This is a genomic window from Verrucosispora sp. FIM060022, from assembly GCF_003977705.1.
Taxonomy (GTDB): Bacteria; Actinomycetota; Actinomycetes; order Mycobacteriales; family Micromonosporaceae; genus Micromonospora; species Micromonospora gifhornensis.
In genome coordinates this window covers 579,614-601,710 of the sequence record NZ_RQIV01000002.1, presented here as the reverse complement: position 1 = coordinate 601,710, position 22,097 = coordinate 579,614, and the positions used below count along the sequence as shown (strand labels likewise).

Sequence of the window (22,097 nt, the reverse complement as noted above, 5' to 3'; positions counted from 1 at the left end):
CTGGTCGGTGCGCCCTGTATCAGGACGTCGTCGCACCAGGAGCTCGCGGCGGGTCAGTGCTGCGGTGGGACCGTGGTCGGGGCGAGGGGGGTGGCGGGCGGCAGTGCCGAGGTGGGGGGCTGCTTCTTCCAGGCGCTCACGCCGACCCGGTTGGTGTTGCCGAGATCGATCGGCCCTTCGACGGCGACCTCCTGCGTCGGCTCTCCCTCCGCCGGGGCGACCTCCAGCCGCTGCGCGTTGGTGGCGACCACGGTCGGGTCGTCGACCAGGTTGCGCCAGAGCACCGCTGCGCCCGCGGCTTCGCCGGGCGCCAGCGTCAGGGGTCGGGGCGGGTCGTCGAAGCCCGAAGTGATCCCTCTGGCCCCGGCGATCACCCTGACTTTGATCGGGTTGTCGTCGCTGTCCAGCAGCCGGAGCTGCGGATAGCCGTGCAGCCGGTACGGGCGGCTGCCGCAGTTGACAAGTTCCAGGCCCATCGCCCGCAGGCCCATCGCCGCGCTCACCCCGAGGGAGTTGATCCGTACCCCCTCGGCCGGGCAGGGGCCCGGTGCGGTGGTGCCGGCGGTCGGCGGCGTACCTGTCGACGGGGTGGCGACCGGTGGTGGGGCGTCGGTCGCGCCGGCGGTGGTGTCGCCGGCGTCGGGGGTCAGGGCGCACCCGGCGAGCAGGGCCAGCGTCGCGAGCGCCCCGACCGACCGACGATACGGCCGGGTCCGGCGCTTGGTGGCTGTTGCTGGAGTTGTCCTACGTGTCCCGCACATCGGGACATCGTCACATCGCCCGATACCGCGCGTGGCCCCGACGTCCCGGATTCGTGATCGAGGAGCACACCCGCCCCAATAAGGGGATTCCCGTCGCGCGAGCCTTCCGCGAACCGGTTGGACGCTGAGTGACGGGACAGCGCCCGGAAGTTCCAGCCGCTAGCATGGCTTGGGAGCGTTCCCACAGTCAGAGATTGCATCGACAACAATCTATACATCTCGCATTCTGGATCCCCCATCGGATCTACTACGGAGGTATCCGAATGCGTATCGACCGGTTCGGCGGGCCGGCACTGTCCCTGTTCCGCATGGTTGTCGGCCTGCTCTTTCTCTGTCACGGCCTGGCCTCGTTGTTCGGCGTCTTCGGCGGTAACCGGGGCACCGGTGAACCTGTGCCGCTCGGCCAGTGGCCGGGCTGGTGGGCCGCACTGATCCAGGCGCTCTGTGGTGCGCTGGTGCTGGTCGGCCTCTTCACCCGACCCGCGGCGCTGCTGGCATCGGGCTCGATGGCGTACGCGTACTTCGTGGTCCACCAGCCCGAGGCGCTGCTGCCGCTGCGCAACCACGGCGAGCTGTCCGTGATGTTCTGCTGGTCGTTCCTGCTGATCGCGATCCTCGGTCCGGGAAGCTGGGCGCTGGACAACCTGCTCGGTCAGCGCGGCGGGCGGGAACTCGCCCTCGACGCAGAAGCACGCAGCTCCGTGCCGGCCTGACCCTCCGTGCGAGAGTCGCGATCATGCTCGGACCTGGATCGAGTGGTCATCCGGCGGCGCTGATGCCACTCGATCCAGGAATGGGTGTGACCTGCGGAGCAATCCGCGATCTCGCTCACAAGCTGGGACAGTCAGGCGACGGCCCCGGCACTACTGCCTAGAATCGGCAGCACAACTGCATACCTCATCCAGAGGGGCTGAGGGATACGGCCCGACGACGCCCCGGCAACCACCTCGCGCGCTCATCGTTGAGCGTCCGGCGGGGCAGGTGCCAATTCCGTCCCCGCCGCAGAGTGCGATGCGGGGAAAGATGAGAGGACTTCGACATGACGTCGACGCTCGCCCCCTCCGGCATCAACACCGCCACCAGCCCGGCCCGCGCTCTGGTCTGTCGCGCCTGTTCGGCCCGCTACCCCCTCGCCGCCCAGCACGCCTGTTACGAGTGTTTCGGCCCGCTGGAGGTCGACTACGACCCGGCTGCCCTCGCCGCCGTCACCCGGGAGCAGATCGAGGCCGGGCCGCGCAACATCTGGCGGTACGCCGCCCTGCTGCCCGCCGGTCAGGACCCGACCACCCGGGTCACCCTGGAACCGGGGTTCACCCCACTTGTCGCCGCCGACCGGCTCGCCGCCGAGTTGGGCATCACCGCCCCGCTGTGGGTCAAGGACGACAGCGCCAACCCCACCCACTCGTTCAAGGACCGCGTGGTGTCGGTGGCGCTGACCGCCGCCCGGGCGCTCGGCTTCTCCCGGTTCGCCTGCGCCTCCACCGGCAACCTGGCCAACTCGGTCGCCGCGCACGCGGCCCGGGTCGGCGTCCCCTCGGTGGTCTTCATCCCCAGCGACCTGGAACAGGGCAAGGTGGTGACCACCGCCGTCTACGGCGGCGAACTGGTCGCCATCGACGGCTCCTACGACGACGTGAACCGGCTCTGCGGTGAACTGGTGGAGACCGACGAGTTCGAGGACACCGCCTTCGTCAACGTCAATGTCCGGCCGTACTACGCGGAGGGTTCCAAGACGCTCGGCTACGAGGTGGCCGAACAACTCGGTTGGCGGATTCCTGCCCAGGTGGTCGTCCCGATGGCCTCCGGTGAACTGCTCACCAAGATTGACAAGGCATTCACCGAACTGGTCGAGATCGGGCTGGTCGAGGCGCCCGCGGGCGGTTGGAAGGTGTTCGGCGCGCAGTCGGCCGGCTGCAACCCGATCGCCACCGCCCTGCACGCCGACAGCGACGTCATCACTCCGGTCAAGCCGACCGGCATCGCCAAGTCGCTCAACATCGGCGACCCGGCCGCCGGTCTGTACGCGCTGGAGGCGGTACGTCGCACCGGCGGCTGGATGGAGTACGCCGACGACGACGAGATCCGCGCCGGAGTGCGGCTGTTGGCGCGTACCACAGGGGTTTTCGCCGAGACGGCCGGTGGCGTGACCGTGGCGGTGCTGCGCAAGCTGGTCGAGTCCGGCCGGTTGGATCCGACCGCCGAGACGGTGGTGTTCAACACCGGCGAAGGGCTCAAGACCCTCGACGCGGTGGCCGGTGAGGTGGGGCCGACCCATCGGATCAAGCCGTCGTTGCGGGCCGCCCGCGATGCCGGCCTGCTCGGCTGAGTTGACCATCGGGCACATGATCAGCGGAAATGCTGTGACCAGCGGTAAATGATCAAGCGGGATCGCCGGTGATCGAAGTGGATTCACGTTTCTTCAGAAATGCGGAAAACACGCCGACGAGGACTTGACGGCAAGAACCGCACAGCGGAAGATGCTCCGTGCGGGAGGGCGTATCGCCGTAGACTTTCAGTCTGTACGACCCAACGCCGGAGGCGTTGTGCGATCGACCCTCCCGACCAGCGTCCGAACGGGCCAGCGAGAAATTCGCTGGCCCGTTCGTCTTTCCCTCACGCAGGCTGCCGACATGACCCTCACCATCGCGCCCTTCGGTGCCGGCGACGACACCGCCATCGAGCAGGCGTACGAGATCGACACCGCCGCCTGGGCGGTGGACGTGCCCGACCTGCCCAGCTGCCGGCAACGGTTCTTCGGCATGATCCGGCACCCGATGCCCGGCGACGTGGCGGTGCACCTGCTGGCCCACCTAGACGGTGCGCCCGTCGGCTATCTGCTGCTCGACCTGCCGCAGTTGGACAACACCGAGAACGCCTCTGCCGATCTGGTCGTGCATCCGGCGTACCGTCGCCGGGGGGTGGGGCGCGCGCTGCTCGACCGGGGCCTCGACGTGCTGCGCGAGCGGGGACGCGTGCGGGTGAGCACGATGAGCGCCGCGCACCTGCCCGGCCAGCCGGACCGTCCCTCGCCGGCAACCGCCTTCGCGACCACCGTCGGCGCGACGGACGCCCTGGTCGACGTGCGGCGGCGACTCGACACCCGCCACCTCGACCAGGCGCGGCTCGACGCGCTGCTGGCCGAGGCGCGGGCCCGGACGGCCGGGTACGAGCTGCTGTTCTGGCAGGGCGGTACGCCGCAGGAACACCTCGCCGACGTGGCGTACCTGGACGGTCGGTTGCTTGCTGACGCGCCGATGGGTGATCTCGCCTGGGAGCCGGAGCAGATCGACGCCGAGCGGGTGCGCGGCACCGACCGGGCGCTGGCGGCCCGCGGCCGGCGGCGCTACCACGCGGGCGTACGCCATCAGGCGACCGGGCGGCTTGTCGCGTGGACGTTGCTGGACGTCGGCGCATCCACCGGCTGGCACGCCTTCCAGCAGATCACCATCGTGGACCCCGAGCACCGTGGGCATCGACTCGGCCTGCTCGCCAAGATCGAAAACCTGCGTCACCTGCTCGCCCACGAGCCGGCCGTCCAGGCCATCGACACCTTCAACGCGGACAGCAACGAGCACATGATCGCGATCAATGAGCAACTCGGCTTCCAGGTGCGGGACAGGTGGAGCAACTGGCAGCTGACGGTGTGACGGAAAACCGGTGGCGGGGCCGGGCGGCGGCGGGCAGGCTCGCGGCCATGGATATCGCCGTAGCCCCGTTCGACCCCTCCGACGAGGCGGCGCTGGACGACGCGTACCGGATCCGCGTGGCGGCCCAGGTGGTCGACACGCCTGACGTGCCGGCCGGTGACCGCGCAGAGTTCGGCCTGGTGGCGGCCCATCCGCCGTACGGCAATCTGATCCATCGCGCGTTGGCCCGACGGGGCGGCGAGGCCGTCGGATATCTGTGGCTACGCCTGCCGCAGTTGGACAACACCAGCACCGTCCTCGTCGAACTCTTCGTCGACCCGGCTCACCGGCGGCGCGGGGTGGGCCGAGCCCTGCTCGCCCACGCCCGGGAGGTGGCCCTCGGGCACGGCCGCAAACACCTGATCGCAGAGGTCGACGGGGTGCCGCCGGGAGAGGACCGGCAGCCGCCCGGTGCGGCGTTCGCGGCGGCGGTCGGCGCGCAGGCCGCCCTGCCGATGGTGCGCCGCCGGCTGGACACCACAGGGCTGGACGAGGCGGCGCTCACCGCGCTGCACGAGCAGGCCCGGTCCCGGGCGGCCGGCTACCGCACGGTGGCGTGGCAGGGTGCGGCCCCGGAGGAGCACGTGGCCGACGTGGCCCGGCTGGAGGCCCGGCTGCTCGTCGACGCCCCTACCGGCGATCTCGCCATGGAGGCGGAGCGGGTGGACGCCGCGCGGATCCGCGAGATCGAGCGGTTCCAGGCGCTGCGCGGTCGGCGGCGCTACCACCTGGGGGCGGTGCACGAGCAGACCGGGCGGCTGGTCGCCTGGACGATGATCCAGACCGGCCCGTTCACGAACTGGTACGCCTCGCAGGAGATCACAATCGTCGACCCGGCACACCGTGGGCACCGCCTCGGCCTGCTGGTGAAGATCGAGAACCTGCGTCAGGTGCTGGCGCAGGAACCGGAGCTGCGAGTGATCGACACCTGGAACGCGGCGGTCAACGACCACATGGTCAACATCAACGAACAGCTCGGCTACCGGGTGGCCGAAAGCGCCGCGGACTGGCAGTTGACCCTCTGAGTTTGTGACAGCCCTCTACTGATCGCGGGGCTTCCTGTTGCATGATGGCGGGCATGACGGACACCCCGCACCCCCACTACGACAGGCACGCCGAAACTCTCAACCGCGCGCTGACCGCGATCACGGAGCGCGGGTACTGGTCCGCCTACCCGGAATCACCGAGCCCCCGGGTGTACGGCGAGACCGCGGCGGCCGACGGCAAGGCCGCCTTCGAGGCGTACCTGGGCGGGAACTTCCCGCTCGACCAGCCCACCGACGGCAAGTGGATCGCCACCGAGACCAGCCCGTTCGGCGTCGAGCTGAACGTGACCTACCCGCACGCCACCGCCGACCAGCTGGTCGCCGCCGCGTCCGCCGCACTGCCCGCCTGGCGCGACGCCGGGCCGCAGACCCGGGCGGGCGTCTGCCTGGAGATTCTCGACCGGCTGCACAAGAACGTCTTCGAGCTGGCCAACGCGGTGCAGTTCACCAGCGGTCAGGCGTTCGTGATGGCCTTCCAGGCCGGTGGCGCGCACGCCCTCGACCGGGCCCTGGAGGCGATCGCCTACTCCTACGCCGAGATGACCCGGCACCCGGGCACCGCCGGCTGGGAGAAGGCCGCCGGCAAGGGCGACCCGTTGCGGATGACCAAGACCTTCCACGTGGTGCCCCGCGGCGTCGGCCTGGTCATCGGCTGCAACACCTTCCCGACCTGGAACTCGTACCCGGGTCTGTTCGCCTCCCTGGTCACCGGCAACCCGGTGGTCGTCAAGCCGCACCCGCGCGCCGTGCTGCCGCTGGCCATCACCGTGCGGTACGCCCGCGAGGTGCTCGCCGAGGCGGGCTTCGACCCGAACCTGGTGCTGCTCGCCCCGGAGGCCGCCGACGAGAAGCTGGCCACCACGCTGGCCCTGCACCCGGCTGTCAAGATCGTCGACTTCACCGGTTCCACCGAGTACGGCGACTGGCTCGAAGCCAATGCCCGGCAGGCGGCCGTCTACACGGAGAAGGCCGGCCTCAACACGGTCGTCATCGACTCCACCGACGACTTCGCCGGCATGTGCCGCAACCTCGGCTTCACCCTCGTCCTCTACAGCGGCCAGATGTGCACCACCTCGCAGAACATCCTCATCCCCCGGGACGGGATTGACACCGACCAGGGGCACAAGAGCTTCGACGAGGTGGCCGCCGGCATCGCCGCCGCCGTCGGCAAGCTGACCGCCGACCCCGCCCGGGGTGTCGAGCTGACCGGCGCGATCGTCAACGACGGCGTACTGGAGCGGCTGGACGAGGTCACCAAGGTCGGCGAGCCGGTGCTGGAGTCCCGTACCGTCGAGCACCCGGCCTACCCCGGCGCCGTCGTGCGTACGCCGACGATCGTCAAGCTGGACGCGGGCGACACCGCGACCTACTCGCGGGAGTGGTTCGGGCCGATCTCCTTCGCCATCGCCACCGACTCCACCGCACACAGCCTGGAGATCCTGCGTTCGACGGTGGGGGAGAAGGGCGCCCTGACGGCGGCGGTCTACTCCACCGACGAGTCGGTGCTCGCCGCCACCGAGAACGCCGCGATCGAGGTCGGCGTGCACCTGTCGGCCAACCTCACCGGCGGGGTATTCGTGAACCAGTCGGCGGCGTTCTCCGACTTCCACGGCAGTGGGGCGAACGCGGCGGCCAATGCGGCGTTGACGGACGGGGCGTACGTGGCGAACCGGTTCCGGATCGTGCAGAGTCGTCGGCACTCGTCGTAGGTGGTTGCGGTGGGGGGTTCCGGGGCAGCCCGACCCGCTCCGGGCGGTCAGGCTTGATCCCTGCGCGGGTCGGGCTGCCCCGGAACCCCTGCCGGGTCGGGCTGCGTCCGGCGATGCCGGGTGGGGTGCGGTGGGTGTGGTGGTCAGGCGGGGCGGCGCATTTGGAGTTCGCGGAGGGTGGGGATGGTGGGGTGCGGGACGCGTAGGCCGGTGTCGACGAAGCCCAGTCGCTGATACGCCCGGTAGGCGCGGTCGTTGCCGACCACCACTTCGAGCATGAGGTTGTCGCGCCGTTCGGCTCGGGACCAGGCTGCCACCGCCGTCACCAGGTCCGCGAGCAGGCCGGTGCCGCGCCATATCGGGGTCACGTAGACCGCGTAGATCAGGGTGACCCCGCGCTCGGTGGGGTGGGCGACGCCGCCTATGTGGCCGACCAGGCGGCCGCCCGGATCGGCGACGAACTGGGCATTTGTGGGGCCGGTCGAGGTCTGACGGATCCGGGCCGCGTACTCCGCGTGCGGGCGGGCGGCGGCCTCGGCGAGCGTCTCCAGGAAGGCCAGCGGCGCGTCGGCGAGCATCTCCAGACGCAGCGCGCGCATCCGGGCGGCGTCCGTGGGGCGGACCCGCCGTACCTCGGCCCGCAGGGGGGCCTCATCGCCCGGGGCGCTGATCATGTCGCATACCTATCACAATGACGAGCGACGATGTCGCTGGTCAGAATATGTCCGATTTGTGGTCGTGCGCCGCCGTCACGCCTCGTGTACCGTGCGATTTCGGTCACCCTATTCCGTGGTCGTCGATGACTGCCGAAGACGGTGAGTTTCGGGCCGTCCCGGCGTGCCGCCGGCCCGGCCCGGAGGTAGTGGAACGCCGCGCAGAGTGAGGACAACACCGTGGCACAGGGCACCGTGAAGTGGTTCAACGCCGAAAAGGGCTACGGCTTCATCGCCGTCGACGGCGGGCAGGACGTGTTCGTTCACTTCTCCGCGATCGAGATGGACGGCTACAAGGCGCTGGACGACGGCCAGCGGGTGGAGTTCGAGATCGCCCAGGGCCAGAAGGGCCCCCAGGCCGAGCGGGTACGCGTCATCGCCTGAGTGCGTTCCACCCACGCCGGCAGACCGCCGGTACGGGTGGCGTGGTCGCGGCCGGAGGGGGGCTGCGGTGCGGATACCTCACAAGGGAAGATCGTGAGCCGGAACCAGCTGTCGCTGAGGAGGGTTCATGTCCGACCAGCCGCCCCCGGCAGGTCCACCGCATTCGTCACCAGATGAATCGGCCCCGTCCGTCGGTGCTTCCAGCTGGCAGCCCACCGACCCGACGGCACCTGCCTCGCCGCAACGAGACCCGGCCACCGCCGGCCCGCCGTCCCCTTCGCCGCAGGGGTACGGCCCAGCCCTCGCGACGCCGCCGGGTGAATACGGCCCGCCCGCTGCCGCACCGCCAGCCGGGCACGGCCCGCCGCCACCCGGATACGGCCAGCCCCCGGTCGGATACGGCCAGCCAACCGGCGGGTACGGCCAGCCTGCTGCCCCGCCACCGGGCGGGTACGGTCCGCCGCCGGGCGGGGCGCCGGGTGGTCCGCCGCCCTGGGCTGGGTATCCCGCCTATCCCGGCCAGCCGGTCGGCCATCCTCAACAGTCGGTGCCGGTCTATCCCGGCCAGCCCTTCCAAGGCTGGTACGACCCGGCGGCGTACGGGTTCGATCCCGCCGATGCCCTGGTCACTCCGCCGGGTGCGGGTCTCAATGGTTGGTTCAGCCGCTGCTGGGGTGCGGTGCGCCGGGGCTGGAGCCTGCTGCTGCCGATCGTCGTGCTGACCCAGGTGCTGCCGGCGGCGGCGCTGTCGGTGCTCGGGCTGATCTTCGACCCGTCGGCCCGCTGGGAGGCCGAGCTCGCCGCCGACTCTGCGGCCCTGCCCGCCAACTTCGGTGTCGACCTGGCGAAGTGGATGGGAGTGCTGGTCGCCGGGAGCCTGATCTTCGGTCTGGTGCAGTGCGTCGGGTGGGCCGCCGGCACGTGGGTGATCGCCCGGCAGGCGGCCGGTGCGCAGGTCAGCCTCGGGGGCGCATTCGGCTACGGCATGCGCCGGGCGTTCGGCCTCTGGGGCTGGACGCTGCTGCTCACCCTGATCGTGCTCCTCGGTTTCTGCCTCTGTTTCCTGCCCGGTGTCTACGCGGGCTTCGCGTTGGCCATGGCCGGCCCGGTCTACCTCTTCGAGCGCCGCGACCCGTTCGGCCGCTCGCACCGGATGCTGCGCGACCGGCTGGGGCTGCTGCTCGGCCGGGTGGCGTTGACGGCCGGCGTGGTGATCGCTGTCGGGTTCGTCGCCGGCGTGGTGGAGGGGGTCTTGCTCATGCCGTTCGGTACCGCGCCGCTCGAAGCCGTGGACACCGCCGTCGGCGCGGTCCTGGTGATCGTCGGGGCGGCGCTGGTGGGACTGCCGGCATACCTGGCCCAACTGGTCGGGCTGCTGGTCACGTACGCCGAACAGCGGGCTCACGAGGGCCCGGTGAACAGCGGGCAACTGGCTGCCGAACTCGGCTGAACCGGGCCATCGTGCTTGCACTCGGCAGGTGAGAGTGCTAAACAAGTCATTGGCACTCGCATAGCGTGAGTGCCAACTGGTCGGGACGGTGGGGCTGCGGCCGCGCTCGTGGCATAACCGCGGGTGAGGCACGTGGCCGGTCGTCGCGGGCTATCCGGCCCGGCCGAGGAGACGTCGTCGTCGCCAGGTGGCGACGTCCCAAGGTGCGTACACCAGACGGTTCATCCGGGGCACACACTCGGGTGGCCCGTGAGTGTCCAGGAGGACAACGCCGTATGGCCAAGATGATCGCGTTCGACGAAGAGGCGCGCCGCGGCCTCGAGCGGGGCATGAACCAGCTCGCCGACGCCGTGAAGGTGACCCTCGGCCCCAAGGGCCGCAACGTGGTGCTCGAGAAGAAGTGGGGTGCCCCCACCATCACCAACGATGGTGTGAGCATCGCCAAGGAGATCGAACTCGAGGACCCGTACGAGAAGATCGGCGCTGAGCTGGTCAAGGAGGTCGCCAAGAAGACCGACGACGTGGCCGGTGACGGCACGACGACGGCGACCGTCCTGGCCCAGGCTCTCGTTCGCGAGGGTCTGCGCAACGTGGCAGCCGGCGCCAACCCGATGGCCCTGAAGCGGGGCATCGAGGCTGCGGTCACGAGCGTCTCGGAGGAGCTGCTCAAGCTCGCCAAGGACGTCGAGACCAAGGAGCAGATCGCCTCCACCGCCTCCATCTCCGCCGGTGACAACACCGTCGGCGAGATCATCGCCGAGGCGATGGACAAGGTCGGCAAGGAAGGCGTCATCACCGTCGAGGAGAGCAACACCTTCGGGCTGGAGCTGGAGCTCACCGAGGGTATGCGCTTCGACAAGGGCTACATCTCGGCCTACTTCATGACCGACCCGGAGCGTATGGAGGCCGTCTTCGACGACCCGTACATCCTGATCGCGAACAGCAAGATCTCCTCGGTCAAGGACCTGCTCCCGATCCTGGAGAAGGTCATGCAGTCGGGCAAGCCGCTGCTGATCATCGCCGAGGACCTGGAGGGCGAGGCCCTGGCCACCCTGGTGGTCAACAAGGTCCGGGGCACCTTCAAGTCGGTCGCCGTCAAGGCGCCGGGCTTCGGTGACCGCCGCAAGGCCATGCTGACCGACATCGCCATCCTCACCGGTGGCCAGGTCATCAGCGAGGAGGTCGGCCTCAAGCTGGACGCCGTCGGCCTCGACATGCTGGGCCGCGCCCGCAAGGTCGTGGTGACCAAGGACGAGACCACCATCGTCGACGGTGCCGGTGACGCCGAGCAGATCCAGGGCCGGGTGAACCAGATCCGGGCCGAGATCGACAAGAGCGACTCCGACTACGACCGGGAGAAGCTGCAGGAGCGCCTGGCCAAGCTGGCCGGCGGTGTTGCGGTGATCAAGGTCGGCGCGGCCACCGAGGTCGAGCTCAAGGAGCGCAAGCACCGCATCGAGGACGCGGTGCGCAACGCCAAGGCCGCCGTCGAGGAGGGCATCGTCCCGGGTGGTGGTGTGGCGCTGGTGCAGGCCGGCAAGACCGCCTTCGACAAGCTGGACCTGACCGGCGACGAGGCGACCGGTGCGCAGATCGTCAAGATCGCGCTGGACGCCCCGCTGCGGCAGATCGCCGTCAACGCCGGCCTTGAGGGCGGCGTCGTGGTCGAGCGGGTTCGCAACCTCGACGCGGGTCACGGCCTCAACGCCGCGACCGGCGAGTACGTCGACCTGCTGGCCGCCGGCATCATCGACCCGGCCAAGGTGACCCGTTCGGCGCTGCAGAACGCCTCGTCGATCGCCGCGCTGTTCCTCACCACCGAGGCCGTGGTGGCGGACAAGCCGGAGAAGACCCCGGCCGCTCCGGCTGGCCCGGGTGGCGGGGACATGGACTTCTGAGTCCAGCTCCAACCTGAAGGGCGGGCCGCGTCAGCGGTCCGCCCTTTTCCTATCCGGGCAACTTCGCTATCGGGGCAACGGGCGCTGGTTGCGCCGTTTCTGCGCCCGGCCGTACGGCGGACGGTGTGGCACCGGCTCGTCCACCAGGATGAGTGGCTCCTCGGGTGCTTCGGTCGTCCCGGTCATCTCCGCCAGCTGCTCGGCGTCGCCGTAGTCCAGCCGGTTGATCGGCAGTGTGCCCGGCAGGTCGTGGACCGGGGCCCAGCCGGCAGGCAACGCCTCCGAGGCCTGATCGTCGTCCGTGGTCATGGCTGCCTCCTCTATACCGAACGGTAAGGGGCGTCGATGACCCGGGCGGGCGAACGGCGCTATCGGCGACTATGCGCCTTTCACCCGGTTATGCCGAGCCGAGGCTCTTGCGATACAGGAAGAACACCCGCTCGATCCGGGCTCCCGCACTGCGTGAGTAGAACGGCACCGGACCGACCCAGCCGATCTGCGCGGCCTCGATCCCGGCGGCCCGCTGGTCGGCCAGGCAGCGCCGCAGCAGGACGCCACCGATGCCGGATCCCTCGGCTGCGGGGGCCGTACCCATCGGCCCGAACCAGCTCGGCCGCGCCGAGCCGTAGGCGGCGAAGCCGAGCAGATCGCCGTCGCGTTCGGCCAGGTGGCAGCCGGCGTCCGGGCGTCCGAGCGAGCCGGCCAACTCGGCGTCCCAGGAACCGCCGAAGGTGGTGCGGGCGAAGGCGGCGAGCGCCGGCAGGTCGGCAGGTTCGGCACGGCGTACGGTCACCCCCTGCCCGGCGAGGCGGGTCTCGGCGGCCTCCGTGGAGCGCAGCGCCGGTGACCCGTCGTACGACAGGTCGGCGGTCATGTTCCAGGCCGTGCGGTCCTGCGTGTAGCCCAGGGCGAGGGCCAGGCAGACCGCCGGGGTGTACCGGACGTCGACCCCGGGCCAGGCGTAGTGCGGCGGATTTCCGGCGAGAAGCACCTCGACCGCACCCAGTTCGGCAAGCGCCTGCTCGGCGTGCCCGAGCAGCGCCCGGCCGACGCCCTGACGCCGCCGGCGTGGCTCCACAGCCACCAGGTCCACGTGCCCCGTGCGGCTGTCACCGTCGGCCAACGAACAGATCAGTACGCCGATCAACTCACCGTCCCGGTAGGCCCCGAACGCCCGCACCGTCCGGTCGGCCTCGGCGCGTACCCAGAGGGTCGTCACGAGCGGCTCGGCCTCGGTCGCGTCCTCCGGCAGGTCGAGCGCCCGTCGACACAGCCGCACCACCTCGGGAACCCGTTCGAGGGTCAACTCGGAGACGGTCGTCTCGGTATCCATGGTTGTCGACCCTAGATCATCACCGATCCGGCGTCAGGCTCGCTCATGGCGAGGTGCTGATGCCGCCTCGAACACTCAACGGGTCGTCGACGCTGGACTTGGTGACCACCTGGATCACTCCGCAGCACAGGGCCACGACGAGGGCGGGCACGCCCAGCAGGACCAGCAGCGCCATGCCGCGCCACCGGGCAACCGACGGCGCCAGGGGAGCCCCGGGTGAATGACCGTGCATGAGCCTGCAAGATAGCAGTTCACGAACCGTTTGTGACCCCGTGGCGAGAGCTGCTCACATTGCGTGAGGTCAGCCGCGGGCGGCGCGTACGGCCGCGTACGCGTCGACCAGGCCGGCGCCGATCACGTTGCGGGTACCACCGCAGGCGTCGGTCCGCTCCGCCGAATCGGTACCGGTCGGCACGACGGTGGCCGTGTCGCGCAGCAGTTGCCGGGTCCGATCGAGGTCGCCGATCAGATTCGGATCGGCCGACCACATCAGCGCGACCACGCCCGCCACCTGCGGGGTGGCCATGGACGTGCCGTCGAGGGTGGCGTACCCGCCGCCGGGCATCGCGGAGAGCACGTCCGCTCCCGGGGCCATCAGGTCCGGTTTGGCCACCCCGCCGGGCGCCGGGCCCCGGGAGGAGAAGGCGGCGACCTGACGCCGCTGATCCACCGCGCCGACGGTGAGCACGTCCGGGTACGGCGCGGGCGGGTCCTGTACCGAATCGCAGAGCGGTCCGCTGTTGCCGGCCGCCGCGACGACCAGGATCCCCGCCGCCTCCAGCGCGTCCGTGGCCGGTCGTAGCGCTCCCGGATCGCAGCCCTCGATCGGCGGGCAGCCCCACGAGTTGGTCAGGATCTCCGGTGCGCGGGACGGCCGACCGTCGGTGAACGGGTCACCGCCGGGTGGGAAGGGCGCCAGCATGAACTGGAGGCAGTCGAGGTAGGAGGCCGGATTACCGAGATTGCGGTCGAGGTTGACGCAGCCCACCCAGTTCGCCCCCGGCGCGACACCGATGCCGCCCCGGCCGACCGCGCTGCCCACCGTGTGGGTGCCGTGCCCGCTGCGGTCGGTCGGCGTACGGGTGCCGTTCCACGGATCGAACCAGGAATCGTCGCCGCCCCGGAAGTTCTCGACAAGCGTCGGATGCCGCCCGTCCACCCCGGAGTCGGAACTGCCCACGGTCACCCCGGCCCCGGTGACGCCCAGCGCGGACCAGACCCGGTCAGCGCCGATCATGGTGATGTTCCAGGGCGGGCCGTCCGGTGCCGGTGCGTCACCGACCGCCGGCGCGGCGGGCGCGGGCAACGGGCGCAACCGTTGGCTGACCAGCACCCGAGCCACCTCGGGCCGGCTGGACAGCCAGGCCCGTACCACCGGCCCACCGTCCACCTCGATCGCGTTGACCAGGTAGTACGGCCGGTGTTCCAGGCGCAGCCGGCGCAGGTCGCGACGCAACTCGGCCTGGGTCCGCTCGGCGGTGGCGACCAGTCGCCGGTACACCTGCTCGGCGCGGGCGTCGCGGCCTGCCTTACCCGTCCCGGCCGGCAGGTCGGCGAGATCCGCCTGTTCGTGCAGCAGCACGAAGAGCCGCTCACCGTGCAGGCCGGGCTGACCGACCCCGACTCCGATCGCACCGACCGCGACCAGCAGGACCAGCGCGGTCAGCCCGGCCAGCGCGGGGCGGGGCGGGCGTGCCGCCGGACGGGCCAGCAGCAGGCCGTACGCGATGGCCAGCACCAGCGCGACGACGAGCCCGGCACCGGTGGCGACCGCCACCCAGAACGGCACGTCCCGGGTGCTGGCGAGCAGCAGGCTGATCTCCTCCGGGTCGGTGAACGCCAGCGGACCGAACACGGTGAGCCCGACCAGCCAGGCGGTCCAGGTGCGGCCCGCGGTCCGGGGGTGTCGACGGGTCAGCGCGTGCAGCGCGGCAAGCGCGAAGCCCACCGGTGGCAGCGCCACCAGCAGCGGCAACTGGGCACCGGACTGGCCGGTGCCGGCACCGACCAGCAGCAGCACCACCCCCGCGACCAGCCCACCCAGCAGGACCAGTCGAGCCGGTCGGGGCGGCTGGCCACCGGTGAAGTGACCCCAGAACCGGGCATCGAGCAACGCCGCCGCCAGCGCTCCGACGGCCGCTGCGGCCAGCCCGGCGACTACGGTTTCCAGCAGACCACCGAGCGCGCCCAGCCAGACCCAGGGCACCAGCAGGGCCAGCCCGGCGGCCAGCGCCAGCCAGGTCGCCACCGATGGCCGCAGGGCGCGCGGCTGCGCCGGTGCCGGCCACCGGTCGGCCCCGACCACCCGGCCCGACACCCACCTGGCGACCAGCGCCAGCAGGGTGGCCGTGACGGCCAGCGCGGCGAGGTACGCCTCGTGGTGCACCGGGGGGATCGCACGCAACAGCCCGAGTACGCCCAGCGTCAGCGTCCCGGCCAGCCACACCCGACCGGTGCTCCGGATCGTCGCCGAGCGGGGCACCATGGCCAGCGGCAGGGCGGCCGTGCCGATCGCGAGGACGGTGAGCAAACTGACAAGTGGCCAGAGCAGCACCAGTCGATCCAGTGCGGTGAGCAGCAGCACCTGGTCGACCGCCCACCCGCCGGTCTGCGACACGACGGTGACCCCGACCGCCCAGCAGCCGATCAGCACCGTGGCGACGACCGCCCCAGGGCTGCTGGCACTGCCGGATGAGTAGTCCGCCCGCATCCGCACACCCTACGACGCAGGCAGTACCCGGCCGGTGGGCTCGGCACGAAGGGTGGACGAGGAGGGACCGGGCCAGCCCTGGCGGCGAAGGTCGCGGGTACGGCGGGACGGCTACGGTGGAGCGATGCGCGATCCACACGTACTGCGATCCGTCGCCGGACAACTCTCGTCCTCCCGTCGGGCCGGCGATCTGCGTCGGCTGCGGGCCGAGCGCTTCGACGTGCTGATCATCGGCGGTGGCGTGACCGGTGCGGGCGCGGCCGTCGACGCCGCGTCGCGAGGGCTGAAGGTGGCCCTGGTGGAGGCGCGGGATTTCGCGGCCGGCACCTCCAGCCGGTCCAGCAAGCTGATCCACGGCGGCCTGCGCTACCTGGAACAGTTGGAGTTCAACCTGGTGCACGAGGCGCTGACCGAGCGGGGGCTGCTGGCCACCCGGTTGGCGCCGCACCTGGTACGCCCGGTGCCGTTCCTGGTGCCGCTGCCCGCCGGTGACGGCGTACGCGGCCTGCCCGCCCGGATCGTCCGGCGGGCCTACTACGGCGCCGGGGTGGCCGCGTACGACGCCTTCGCGGGTCTGTTCGGCGGGGGTCGGGGCATGCCGTTGCACCGGCACCTGAGCCGGGAGGGGGCCCGTCGGATCTTCCCGAGCCTGCGCGCCGACGGGCTGGCCGGTGCGATCCGCTACTACGACGGACAGGTGGACGACGCCCGGCTGGTGGTCACCCTGGCCCGCACCGCCGCGAGCCTGGGGGCGACAGTGGTCAGCAGTGCCCAGGCGGTCGGCCTGATCCGGCAGGCCCGGGAGGTCACCGGGGTGCGGATCCGTGACCTGGAGGCGCCGGCCGGCTCCCCGGACGCCGAGTTCGAGGTGCAGGCGCGATCGGTGATCGCGGCGACCGGGGTGTGGACCGACGACATGTCCCGGATGCTCAACGACGTCGGGCTGCGCCCCGGCATCCGGGTACGGGCCTCCAAGGGCGTGCACCTGGTGGTGCCCCGCTCGGCGATCACCGGGGACACCGGGCTGATCCTGCGGACGGCGACAAGCGTGCTGTTCGTCATCCCGTGGGGCGGGCACTGGATCATCGGGACCACGGACACCGACTGGCGGTTGGACCGTTCCCACCCGGCGGCCTCCGCCAGCGACATCGACTACCTGCTGCGGCAGGTCAACACCGTGCTCGACCGGCCGCTGACCACCGCCGACATCGAGGGGGTCTACGCCGGGCTGCGCCCGCTGCTGGCCGGCGAGGCGGACTCCACCTCCAAGCTGTCCCGGGAACACGCGGTGATCGAGCCGATGCTCGGCCTGCTGCTGGTCGCCGGGGGCAAGTACACGACCTACCGGGTGATGGCCGCCGACGTGGTCGACCAGGCCGCGCGTCGGCTCGGCTGGCCACGGCCGTCGCGTACCGCCGACCTGCCGTTGCTCGGCGCCGACGGGTACGCGGCCATGTGGCGGGACCGGGCCGACCTGGCCCGCCGGCACGGGTTGCCGGTCGGCGTGGTGGAACACCTGCTCGAACGGTACGGCAGTCTGACCCTGGATCTGCTCGCCCTGATCGACGCGGATCCGCTGCTGGCCTCTCCGCTGGCCGGGGCGCCGGAGTACCTCGCGGCCGAGGTGACCTACGCGGCTCGGGCCGAGGGCGCGCTGCACCTGGAGGACGTGCTGACCCGGCGTACCCGGATCTCGTTCGAGACCACCCACCGGGGCCTGGAGTCGGCCGAGCACACGGCCGAGTTGATGGGCGCGGTGCTCGGGTGGGACGCCGACCGGCGGGCCCGGGAGGTGGCGCACTACCGGGCCCGGGTGATGGCCGAACGGCAGTCGCAGTTGATGCCGGACGACGCGACCGCCGACGCGGCCCGGCTCGGTGCGCCGGACGTGCGCGGCTACGCCGCCGACCGGGGTGCCGACGATGCCGGACTTCCACGCTGAGCAGTCCGCTTCGGGTATTGTTCGCGGTAGATGTCCACATGACGGGTTCCGCTCGCTACCTACGGTGGGGTAAGTTCCGCGCGTGATGGCGCTTTCCTGGTCACGGCTGGCTCACCTCTGCGCTTCCGCCCTACTGGCGGTTGCTGTCACAGGGTGCGCCCCGTTCGGCGACCAGCGCGACCCGGCGGGCCAACCGGCGGCGGCCGGTAACGCCGCCGGCAGCAGCGGCAAGTACCGGGTCAGCCTGCTGCAGAACGAGGGCACGGACGGCCCGCTGCGCACCCTGAACGTGGAGCCGGACGGGCGCTGGGAGTGCGTCGACTGCGCGGGCGACGGGGTGACCTCCACGGGCGCGTTGAGTCAGGAGCACTCGGAGCGGCTGCAGCTCCTGCTGGCCGACCCGGCGTTGGTGATGGAGACCGACGAGGCGCGCGGCTACAAGGTCACCTGCATCGGTGCGCTGACCTCCAGCCTGCTGACCACCGCCGGGCTGATCACCTCGCAGGACTGCCCGGGTGAGGAGCGCCCGCCGGTGGCGGAGGAGATTCTGCTGCTGCTCACCCAGAACACTCCCGCGCAGCTCACCTCGTCCTAGGCGGAGCGGGCTTACAGGCCCGGGTCGACCGCTTCAGAGCACCTTGCCGGGGTTGAGCAGCCCGGCCGGGTCCAGCGCATTCTTGATCGCCTGGTGCACCCGTACGCCGACCGGCCCGATCTCCCGGGCCAACCAGTCCCGCTTGAGCAGACCGACGCCGTGCTCCCCGGTGCAGGTGCCGCCGAGCTCCAGACCGAGGCGCATGATCTCGTCGAAGGCCCGCCGGCCGCGTTCCAGGCTGGCCGGGTCGTTGCGGTCCACCACGATGTTGGGGTGCATGTTGCCGTCGCCGGCATGACCGACGACACCGATCGGCACCGCACACTCCGCAGCGATCCTGGCCACCCCGTCGAGGAGGGCGGCCAACGCGCCCCGGGGCACGGCCAGGTCGTCGATGATCAAGCCGCCGTTGCCGCCCGGGTACGTGTCGGCGGCGTACTTCTCCATCGCCGGATGGGCCAGCCGGCGGGCCTGCAACAGGGCGGCGGCCTCCGCCGCGTCGGTGGCCGCGTACACCTCCTCGGCGCCGGCCGCCGTGCAGACCGCGGCCAGTTCGGCCAGGTCCTCGGCGGCCCGTGGGCCGGTGTCGGCGGCGGCCAGCAGCAGCGCCTCGGCGTCGGTCCGCAACCCCATCGGCCGGTACGCCTCGATCGCCACCAGATGGGTGCGGTCGAGCAGTTCGAGCAGGCTGGGGGAGAGGCCCTGGGCGGCGATCCGGGCCACCGCCTCGCCGGCCGCGCCGGTCGAGCCGAAGACGGCGACCAGGGTCAGCGACGCCGCCGGGGCGGGTCGCAGCGCCACCGTCACCTCGGTGATCACCCCGAGGGTGCCCTCCGAGCCCACGAAGAGCCGGGTCAGGTCGTACCCGGCGACCCCCTTGGCGGTACGTCGTCCGGTGCGCAGCACCTCGCCGGAGGCGAGCACCACCTCCAGCCCGAGCACGTACTCGGTGGTCACGCCGTACTTGACGCAGCACATCCCGCCCGCGTTGGTGGCGACGTTGCCGCCGATGGTGGACGACTCCCACGAGCCCGGATCCGGCGGATACCAGAGCCCGTGCTCGGCCACCGCGGCGGTGAGCGCCGCGTTGACCACGCCGGGCTGCACCACGGCGATCCGGCTCACCGGGTCGATCTCCAGGATGGCGTCCATCGCCGTGGTGCTGAGCACCACCGCGCCGTCGACCGCGTTCGCCGCCCCAGCCAGCCCGGTCCGCGCCCCCTGCGGCACCACGGGTACGCCGTACCGCCCGGCCGCGCGGACCACGGCGGCCACCTCCTCGGTGCTGCGCGGCCGGGTTACCACCACTGGCGTGCCGGAAGCGCACAGGTCGGCCTCGTCGCGCTCGTACCCGCGCAGCAGGTCCGGATCGGTGAGCACCGCGTCCGGCCCGAGGGCGGCGCGCAGGTCGTCGAGGAGGAGGGAGGCGGCCATGTCGCCGAGGCTACGGCCGGCCGCCGGTGATCATCAAACGGATGCCCGGTCCCGGGTACCGTGGCTGCCGTGATCTACCTGGACCGGCCGGCCTGGCCGGCGCGTGGTCGTCTCTGGTCACACCTGATCAGCGACGTCTCCCTCGCCGAACTGCACGTCTTCGCCGAGGCACTGGGCGCACCCCGGCGCGGCTTCGACCGCGACCACTACGACATCCCCGCCGACCGGTTCGACATGGCGGTCTGGCTCGGTGCCGAGGTACGGCCCAGCCGCGACCTGGTCCGCCTGCTGTACGCGGCGAACCTCCGCCGCCCCAAACACCTGCACCGGGTGCCGAGTCAGCCGGTCAGTCGGCCGTGACGTCCTGATCCGCCGCCTGGAGGGTGCCCAGTTCGCGGGCGAGGTTGGCCCGGGCTCGGGGCTCCCAGCGGGTGGCCGGCTCCGGCAGGCGGAAGATGCCGGGCAGGGCGAGCAGGTGGGTGAGCACCTGGGCGCGGCCGATCCGGTAGGCGGCCGGCGGCACGTGGGCGTACTCGCGGCGGATCGCGCTCGCGTACCTGTCGTACTCCGGCTCGGCTGCGGCCAGCACGGCCAGGTCGGCGTCGCAGAGCAGCACCCCGTCGGCGTCCGCCGGATCCACCTGGTGCCCGGCGGTGAGCAGCACCAGCCGGCGCACCTCGGCCACCTCGGGACCGGGCAGCCCGGCGCGGGTGAGCAGGGTGTCGGCGAGCGCGGCGCTGTCGCGTTCGTTGCGGTCGCCCGGCGCCCGTGGGTCGTACACCGCGTCATGGCACCAGGCGGCGAGCCGGACCAGGTCCGGGCGCTGCCCGGCCGAGGCGTACCGGTCGACGACGTCGAGTACGGCGGTCAGGTGGTCGACCGTGTGGTAGTGCCGGTGCGGCTCCCGCCACCGTTCGAGCAGTTCGCTCCCGGTCGCCTCGATCGCCGCAGGGTCACTCGCCCCGGCGGCCCGGACGGTAGTACGCCACCGCTCGATCAGTCCCGCCATCCGGCCAGTCTGCCGTATCGGGGGACATCGTCGGCCCGACGGTGCGATCGGTACCGCTGCGCGAGGATTGTCCCGGCGCGCGGCGGGTAGTAGCGGCCATGGCGGAGGCCCGGAAGCGACGTTTTCGAGTGCTGCGCCGTGACCGGATACGCCAGAGCCTGTCCGACGTGGGCACGGCACGGATCACCGAAACCGCAGCGCAGGTGCGCCAACGGGGCAAAGCGACCCTGCACGACCGCCTGCACCGGGTCCGGATGTCGCTCGCCCTGGCCGTACAGGCGGGTCTTGCGGCCGGACTGAGCTGGGTGGCCGCGCACGAACTGCTGGGCAACCCGCAGCCGGTCTTCGCCCCGATCTCCGCAGTGGGCACCCTCGCCGTCTCGGTGGGGCAGCGATTCCGGCGGACCGTGGAGCTGATCATCGGAGTGGCGGTCGGGGTGGCGGTCGGCGACATCCTCGTCCACTTTCTCGGCACCGGTCCGTGGCAGCTCGCGCTGGTCGTCACCGTCGCCATCCTGCTGACCATCTTCGCCGGAGGAAGCGTCGCCATCGTCATCCAGGCCGCGGCCACGGCGGTGCTGATCGTGACCCTCAGCCCGACGGTCGAAGCCCTGGAGATCCCCCGGTTCGTCGACGCGTTCGTCGGCGGTGGCATCGCGCTGCTGGTCACCGCGATCCTGCTGCCGCTCAACCCGTTGCGGGTGCTCAACCGGGCCGCCCGGCCCGCCCTGGACCTGCTCGCCGACCAGCTCGACGCCGCCGCCGACGGGCTGCGCGCCCGGGACCGGGACAAGGTCCAGACGGCGCTGGACCGGCTGCGCGACAACAAGGCGGAACTGGCCACCCTCACCGAGGCGATCGAGGGCGCCAAGGAGACCGCCCTGCTCTCCCCGGCGCGCTGGCACCGGCGCAGCGAACTCACCCACTATGCCGAGGCGGCCGACCCGATCGATCGGACGATGCGTAACAGCGGCACCCTGATCCGGCGTGCGGTCACCCTGATCGAGGACGCCGAACCGGTGCCGGAGCCGATGCCGGACGCGGTCGCCCATCTCGCCGAGGCGGTCCGCCTGCTCAAGCGCGAGTTCGCCCAGGGTGAGGAGCCCGAGCGGGCCCGGGAACGCTCGCTCTGCGCGGTCAGCGATGCCGGCCGGGCGTACGCCGAGGGGGTCGGCTTCTCCGGCAGTGTGGTGGTGGCCCAGGTGCGTACCACCGCCAGCGACCTGATTGTGGCCTCGGGGATCAGCCAGGAGGAGGCGAACCGGATGGTCCGGCAGTCCTTCGGCGAGACCGACAGGCCCGGTTCCCCGGCCGGCCCGGAACCGGAAGTGAAGCAGCCCACCGCGCCGCCGGTCGGCTGAGCACGGCCGCCCGGCTCTGGAGCACCCCCGCCCGGTGTGAAGCGCGCCCGCCCGAGCCCGGAGCAC

At 71.6% G+C, this 22,097-nt stretch carries 20 protein-coding genes and 1 riboswitch; of the genes, 12 read left to right on the top strand and 8 right to left on the bottom strand.

Annotated elements, in window-relative coordinates; translation table 11 throughout:
* Positions 1–53: 53 nt before the first annotated feature.
* A complete protein-coding gene (locus EG812_RS09355) occupies positions 54–761 on the bottom strand; it encodes a DUF4232 domain-containing protein (protein WP_126711334.1) in 708 nt (235 codons plus the stop codon).
* A gap of 263 nt (positions 762–1,024) precedes the next feature.
* Between EG812_RS09355 and EG812_RS09350 the strand changes: the two genes are divergently transcribed.
* The 5 genes from EG812_RS09350 (at position 1,025) to paaN (ending at position 7,202) form a co-directional block, all read left to right on the top strand.
* A complete protein-coding gene (locus EG812_RS09350) occupies positions 1,025–1,474 on the top strand; it encodes a DoxX family protein (protein ID WP_013736178.1) in 450 nt (149 codons plus the stop codon).
* Positions 1,475–1,655: 181 nt separating this feature from the next.
* Positions 1,656–1,791, top strand: a riboswitch (SAM riboswitch).
* 9 nt (positions 1,792–1,800) lie between these two features.
* Entirely contained in the window at positions 1,801–3,087 is a 1,287-nt protein-coding gene (thrC, locus tag EG812_RS09345) for a threonine synthase (RefSeq protein ID WP_013736177.1), read from the top strand.
* Between the two features lie 304 nt (positions 3,088–3,391).
* Complete coding sequence (locus EG812_RS09340) at positions 3,392–4,408, top strand: GNAT family N-acetyltransferase (protein WP_126711333.1); 1,017 nt, start codon at positions 3,392–3,394, stop codon at positions 4,406–4,408.
* Positions 4,409–4,455: 47 nt separating this feature from the next.
* Positions 4,456–5,472: a GNAT family N-acetyltransferase gene (locus EG812_RS09335; RefSeq protein WP_126711332.1), complete on the top strand. Its 1,017-nt coding sequence runs from the start codon at positions 4,456–4,458 to the stop codon at positions 5,470–5,472.
* Positions 5,473–5,525: 53 nt separating this feature from the next.
* Positions 5,526–7,202 carry a phenylacetic acid degradation protein PaaN gene (paaN, locus tag EG812_RS09330; protein ID WP_199743833.1) on the top strand — a complete coding sequence of 559 codons (1,677 nt, stop codon included), beginning with the start codon at positions 5,526–5,528 and terminating at the stop codon, positions 7,200–7,202.
* A gap of 143 nt (positions 7,203–7,345) precedes the next feature.
* On the opposite strand, the gene EG812_RS09325 is transcribed toward paaN, so the two are convergent.
* A complete protein-coding gene (locus EG812_RS09325; RefSeq protein WP_126711330.1) occupies positions 7,346–7,876 on the bottom strand; it encodes a GNAT family N-acetyltransferase in 531 nt (176 codons plus the stop codon).
* Between the two features lie 219 nt (positions 7,877–8,095).
* Here EG812_RS09325 and EG812_RS09320 point away from each other — a divergent pair, with 219 nt between their 5' ends.
* The 3 genes from EG812_RS09320 to groL all read left to right on the top strand — a co-directional run bounded on the left by EG812_RS09320 (position 8,096) and on the right by groL (position 11,647).
* On the top strand, positions 8,096–8,299 hold the full coding sequence (locus tag EG812_RS09320; protein WP_013288855.1) for a cold-shock protein: 204 nt from the start codon (positions 8,096–8,098) through the stop codon (positions 8,297–8,299).
* 547 nt (positions 8,300–8,846) lie between these two features.
* Positions 8,847–9,749 carry a hypothetical protein gene (locus tag EG812_RS09315; protein ID WP_013736172.1) on the top strand — a complete coding sequence of 301 codons (903 nt, stop codon included), beginning with the start codon at positions 8,847–8,849 and terminating at the stop codon, positions 9,747–9,749.
* Between the two features lie 275 nt (positions 9,750–10,024).
* Positions 10,025–11,647: a chaperonin GroEL gene (groL, locus tag EG812_RS09310; protein WP_013736171.1), complete on the top strand. Its 1,623-nt coding sequence runs from the start codon at positions 10,025–10,027 to the stop codon at positions 11,645–11,647.
* A gap of 66 nt (positions 11,648–11,713) precedes the next feature.
* Here groL and EG812_RS09305 read toward each other — a convergent pair whose 3' ends face one another.
* The 4 genes from EG812_RS09305 to EG812_RS09295 form a co-directional block, all read right to left on the bottom strand.
* A complete protein-coding gene (locus tag EG812_RS09305) occupies positions 11,714–11,956 on the bottom strand; it encodes a hypothetical protein (RefSeq protein WP_013736170.1) in 243 nt (80 codons plus the stop codon).
* Between the two features lie 88 nt (positions 11,957–12,044).
* Positions 12,045–12,980, bottom strand: a complete 936-nt coding sequence (locus tag EG812_RS09300) for a GNAT family N-acetyltransferase (protein ID WP_013736169.1) — start codon at positions 12,978–12,980, stop codon at positions 12,045–12,047.
* A 43-nt stretch (positions 12,981–13,023) separates the two neighbouring features.
* Positions 13,024–13,155, bottom strand: a complete 132-nt coding sequence (locus tag EG812_RS29925) for a hypothetical protein (protein WP_013736168.1) — start codon at positions 13,153–13,155, stop codon at positions 13,024–13,026.
* Between the two features lie 126 nt (positions 13,156–13,281).
* Positions 13,282–15,690 (bottom strand): S8 family serine peptidase, encoded by a 2,409-nt coding sequence (locus EG812_RS09295; protein ID WP_126711329.1) that lies wholly within the window; start codon positions 15,688–15,690, stop codon positions 13,282–13,284.
* Between the two features lie 124 nt (positions 15,691–15,814).
* On the opposite strand from EG812_RS09295, the gene EG812_RS09290 reads away from it, so the two are divergent.
* Positions 15,815–17,632, top strand: a complete 1,818-nt coding sequence (locus EG812_RS09290; RefSeq protein WP_013736166.1) for a glycerol-3-phosphate dehydrogenase/oxidase — start codon at positions 15,815–15,817, stop codon at positions 17,630–17,632.
* Positions 17,633–17,717: 85 nt separating this feature from the next.
* On the top strand, positions 17,718–18,227 hold the full coding sequence (locus EG812_RS09285) for a hypothetical protein (protein ID WP_013736165.1): 510 nt from the start codon (positions 17,718–17,720) through the stop codon (positions 18,225–18,227).
* Positions 18,228–18,260: 33 nt separating this feature from the next.
* Here the strand turns inward: EG812_RS09285 and EG812_RS09280 are convergent, their stop codons facing one another.
* A complete protein-coding gene (locus EG812_RS09280) occupies positions 18,261–19,661 on the bottom strand; it encodes an FAD-binding oxidoreductase (protein ID WP_013736164.1) in 1,401 nt (466 codons plus the stop codon).
* 69 nt (positions 19,662–19,730) lie between these two features.
* Between EG812_RS09280 and EG812_RS09275 the strand changes: the two genes are divergently transcribed.
* On the top strand, positions 19,731–20,021 hold the full coding sequence (locus EG812_RS09275) for a DUF4031 domain-containing protein (RefSeq protein WP_126711328.1): 291 nt from the start codon (positions 19,731–19,733) through the stop codon (positions 20,019–20,021).
* Here EG812_RS09275 and EG812_RS09270 read toward each other — a convergent pair.
* Positions 20,008–20,670 (bottom strand): HD domain-containing protein, encoded by a 663-nt coding sequence (locus EG812_RS09270; RefSeq protein ID WP_126711327.1) that lies wholly within the window; start codon positions 20,668–20,670, stop codon positions 20,008–20,010. The two genes, EG812_RS09275 and EG812_RS09270, sit on opposite strands and share 14 nt — an antisense overlap.
* Positions 20,671–20,768: 98 nt before the next feature.
* On the opposite strand from EG812_RS09270, the gene EG812_RS09265 reads away from it, so the two are divergent.
* Positions 20,769–22,031 (top strand): FUSC family protein, encoded by a 1,263-nt coding sequence (locus EG812_RS09265; protein WP_126711326.1) that lies wholly within the window; start codon positions 20,769–20,771, stop codon positions 22,029–22,031.
* The last annotated feature ends 66 nt before the right edge of the window (positions 22,032–22,097 follow it).

Coding starts and splice junctions, on each gene's coding strand:
- EG812_RS09270 (WP_126711327.1), bottom strand. CDS start 20,670: ATGGCGGGACTGATCGAGCGGTGGCGTACTACCGTCCGGGCCGCCGGG.
- EG812_RS09285 (WP_013736165.1), top strand. CDS start 17,718: ATGGCGCTTTCCTGGTCACGGCTGGCTCACCTCTGCGCTTCCGCCCTA.
- EG812_RS09350 (WP_013736178.1), top strand. CDS start 1,025: ATGCGTATCGACCGGTTCGGCGGGCCGGCACTGTCCCTGTTCCGCATG.
- EG812_RS09305 (WP_013736170.1), bottom strand. CDS start 11,956: ATGACCACGGACGACGATCAGGCCTCGGAGGCGTTGCCTGCCGGCTGG.
- groL (WP_013736171.1), top strand. CDS start 10,025: ATGGCCAAGATGATCGCGTTCGACGAAGAGGCGCGCCGCGGCCTCGAG.
- EG812_RS09290 (WP_013736166.1), top strand. CDS start 15,815: ATGCGCGATCCACACGTACTGCGATCCGTCGCCGGACAACTCTCGTCC.
- EG812_RS29925 (WP_013736168.1), bottom strand. CDS start 13,155: ATGGCGCTGCTGGTCCTGCTGGGCGTGCCCGCCCTCGTCGTGGCCCTG.
- EG812_RS09325 (WP_126711330.1), bottom strand. CDS start 7,876: ATGATCAGCGCCCCGGGCGATGAGGCCCCCCTGCGGGCCGAGGTACGG.
- EG812_RS09295 (WP_126711329.1), bottom strand. CDS start 15,690: ATGCGGGCGGACTACTCATCCGGCAGTGCCAGCAGCCCTGGGGCGGTC.
- EG812_RS09265 (WP_126711326.1), top strand. CDS start 20,769: ATGGCGGAGGCCCGGAAGCGACGTTTTCGAGTGCTGCGCCGTGACCGG.
- paaN (WP_199743833.1), top strand. CDS start 5,526: ATGACGGACACCCCGCACCCCCACTACGACAGGCACGCCGAAACTCTC.
- EG812_RS09335 (WP_126711332.1), top strand. CDS start 4,456: ATGGATATCGCCGTAGCCCCGTTCGACCCCTCCGACGAGGCGGCGCTG.
- EG812_RS09355 (WP_126711334.1), bottom strand. CDS start 761: ATGTGCGGGACACGTAGGACAACTCCAGCAACAGCCACCAAGCGCCGG.
- EG812_RS09340 (WP_126711333.1), top strand. CDS start 3,392: ATGACCCTCACCATCGCGCCCTTCGGTGCCGGCGACGACACCGCCATC.
- EG812_RS09300 (WP_013736169.1), bottom strand. CDS start 12,980: ATGGATACCGAGACGACCGTCTCCGAGTTGACCCTCGAACGGGTTCCC.
- thrC (WP_013736177.1), top strand. CDS start 1,801: ATGACGTCGACGCTCGCCCCCTCCGGCATCAACACCGCCACCAGCCCG.
- EG812_RS09280 (WP_013736164.1), bottom strand. CDS start 19,661: ATGGCCGCCTCCCTCCTCCTCGACGACCTGCGCGCCGCCCTCGGGCCG.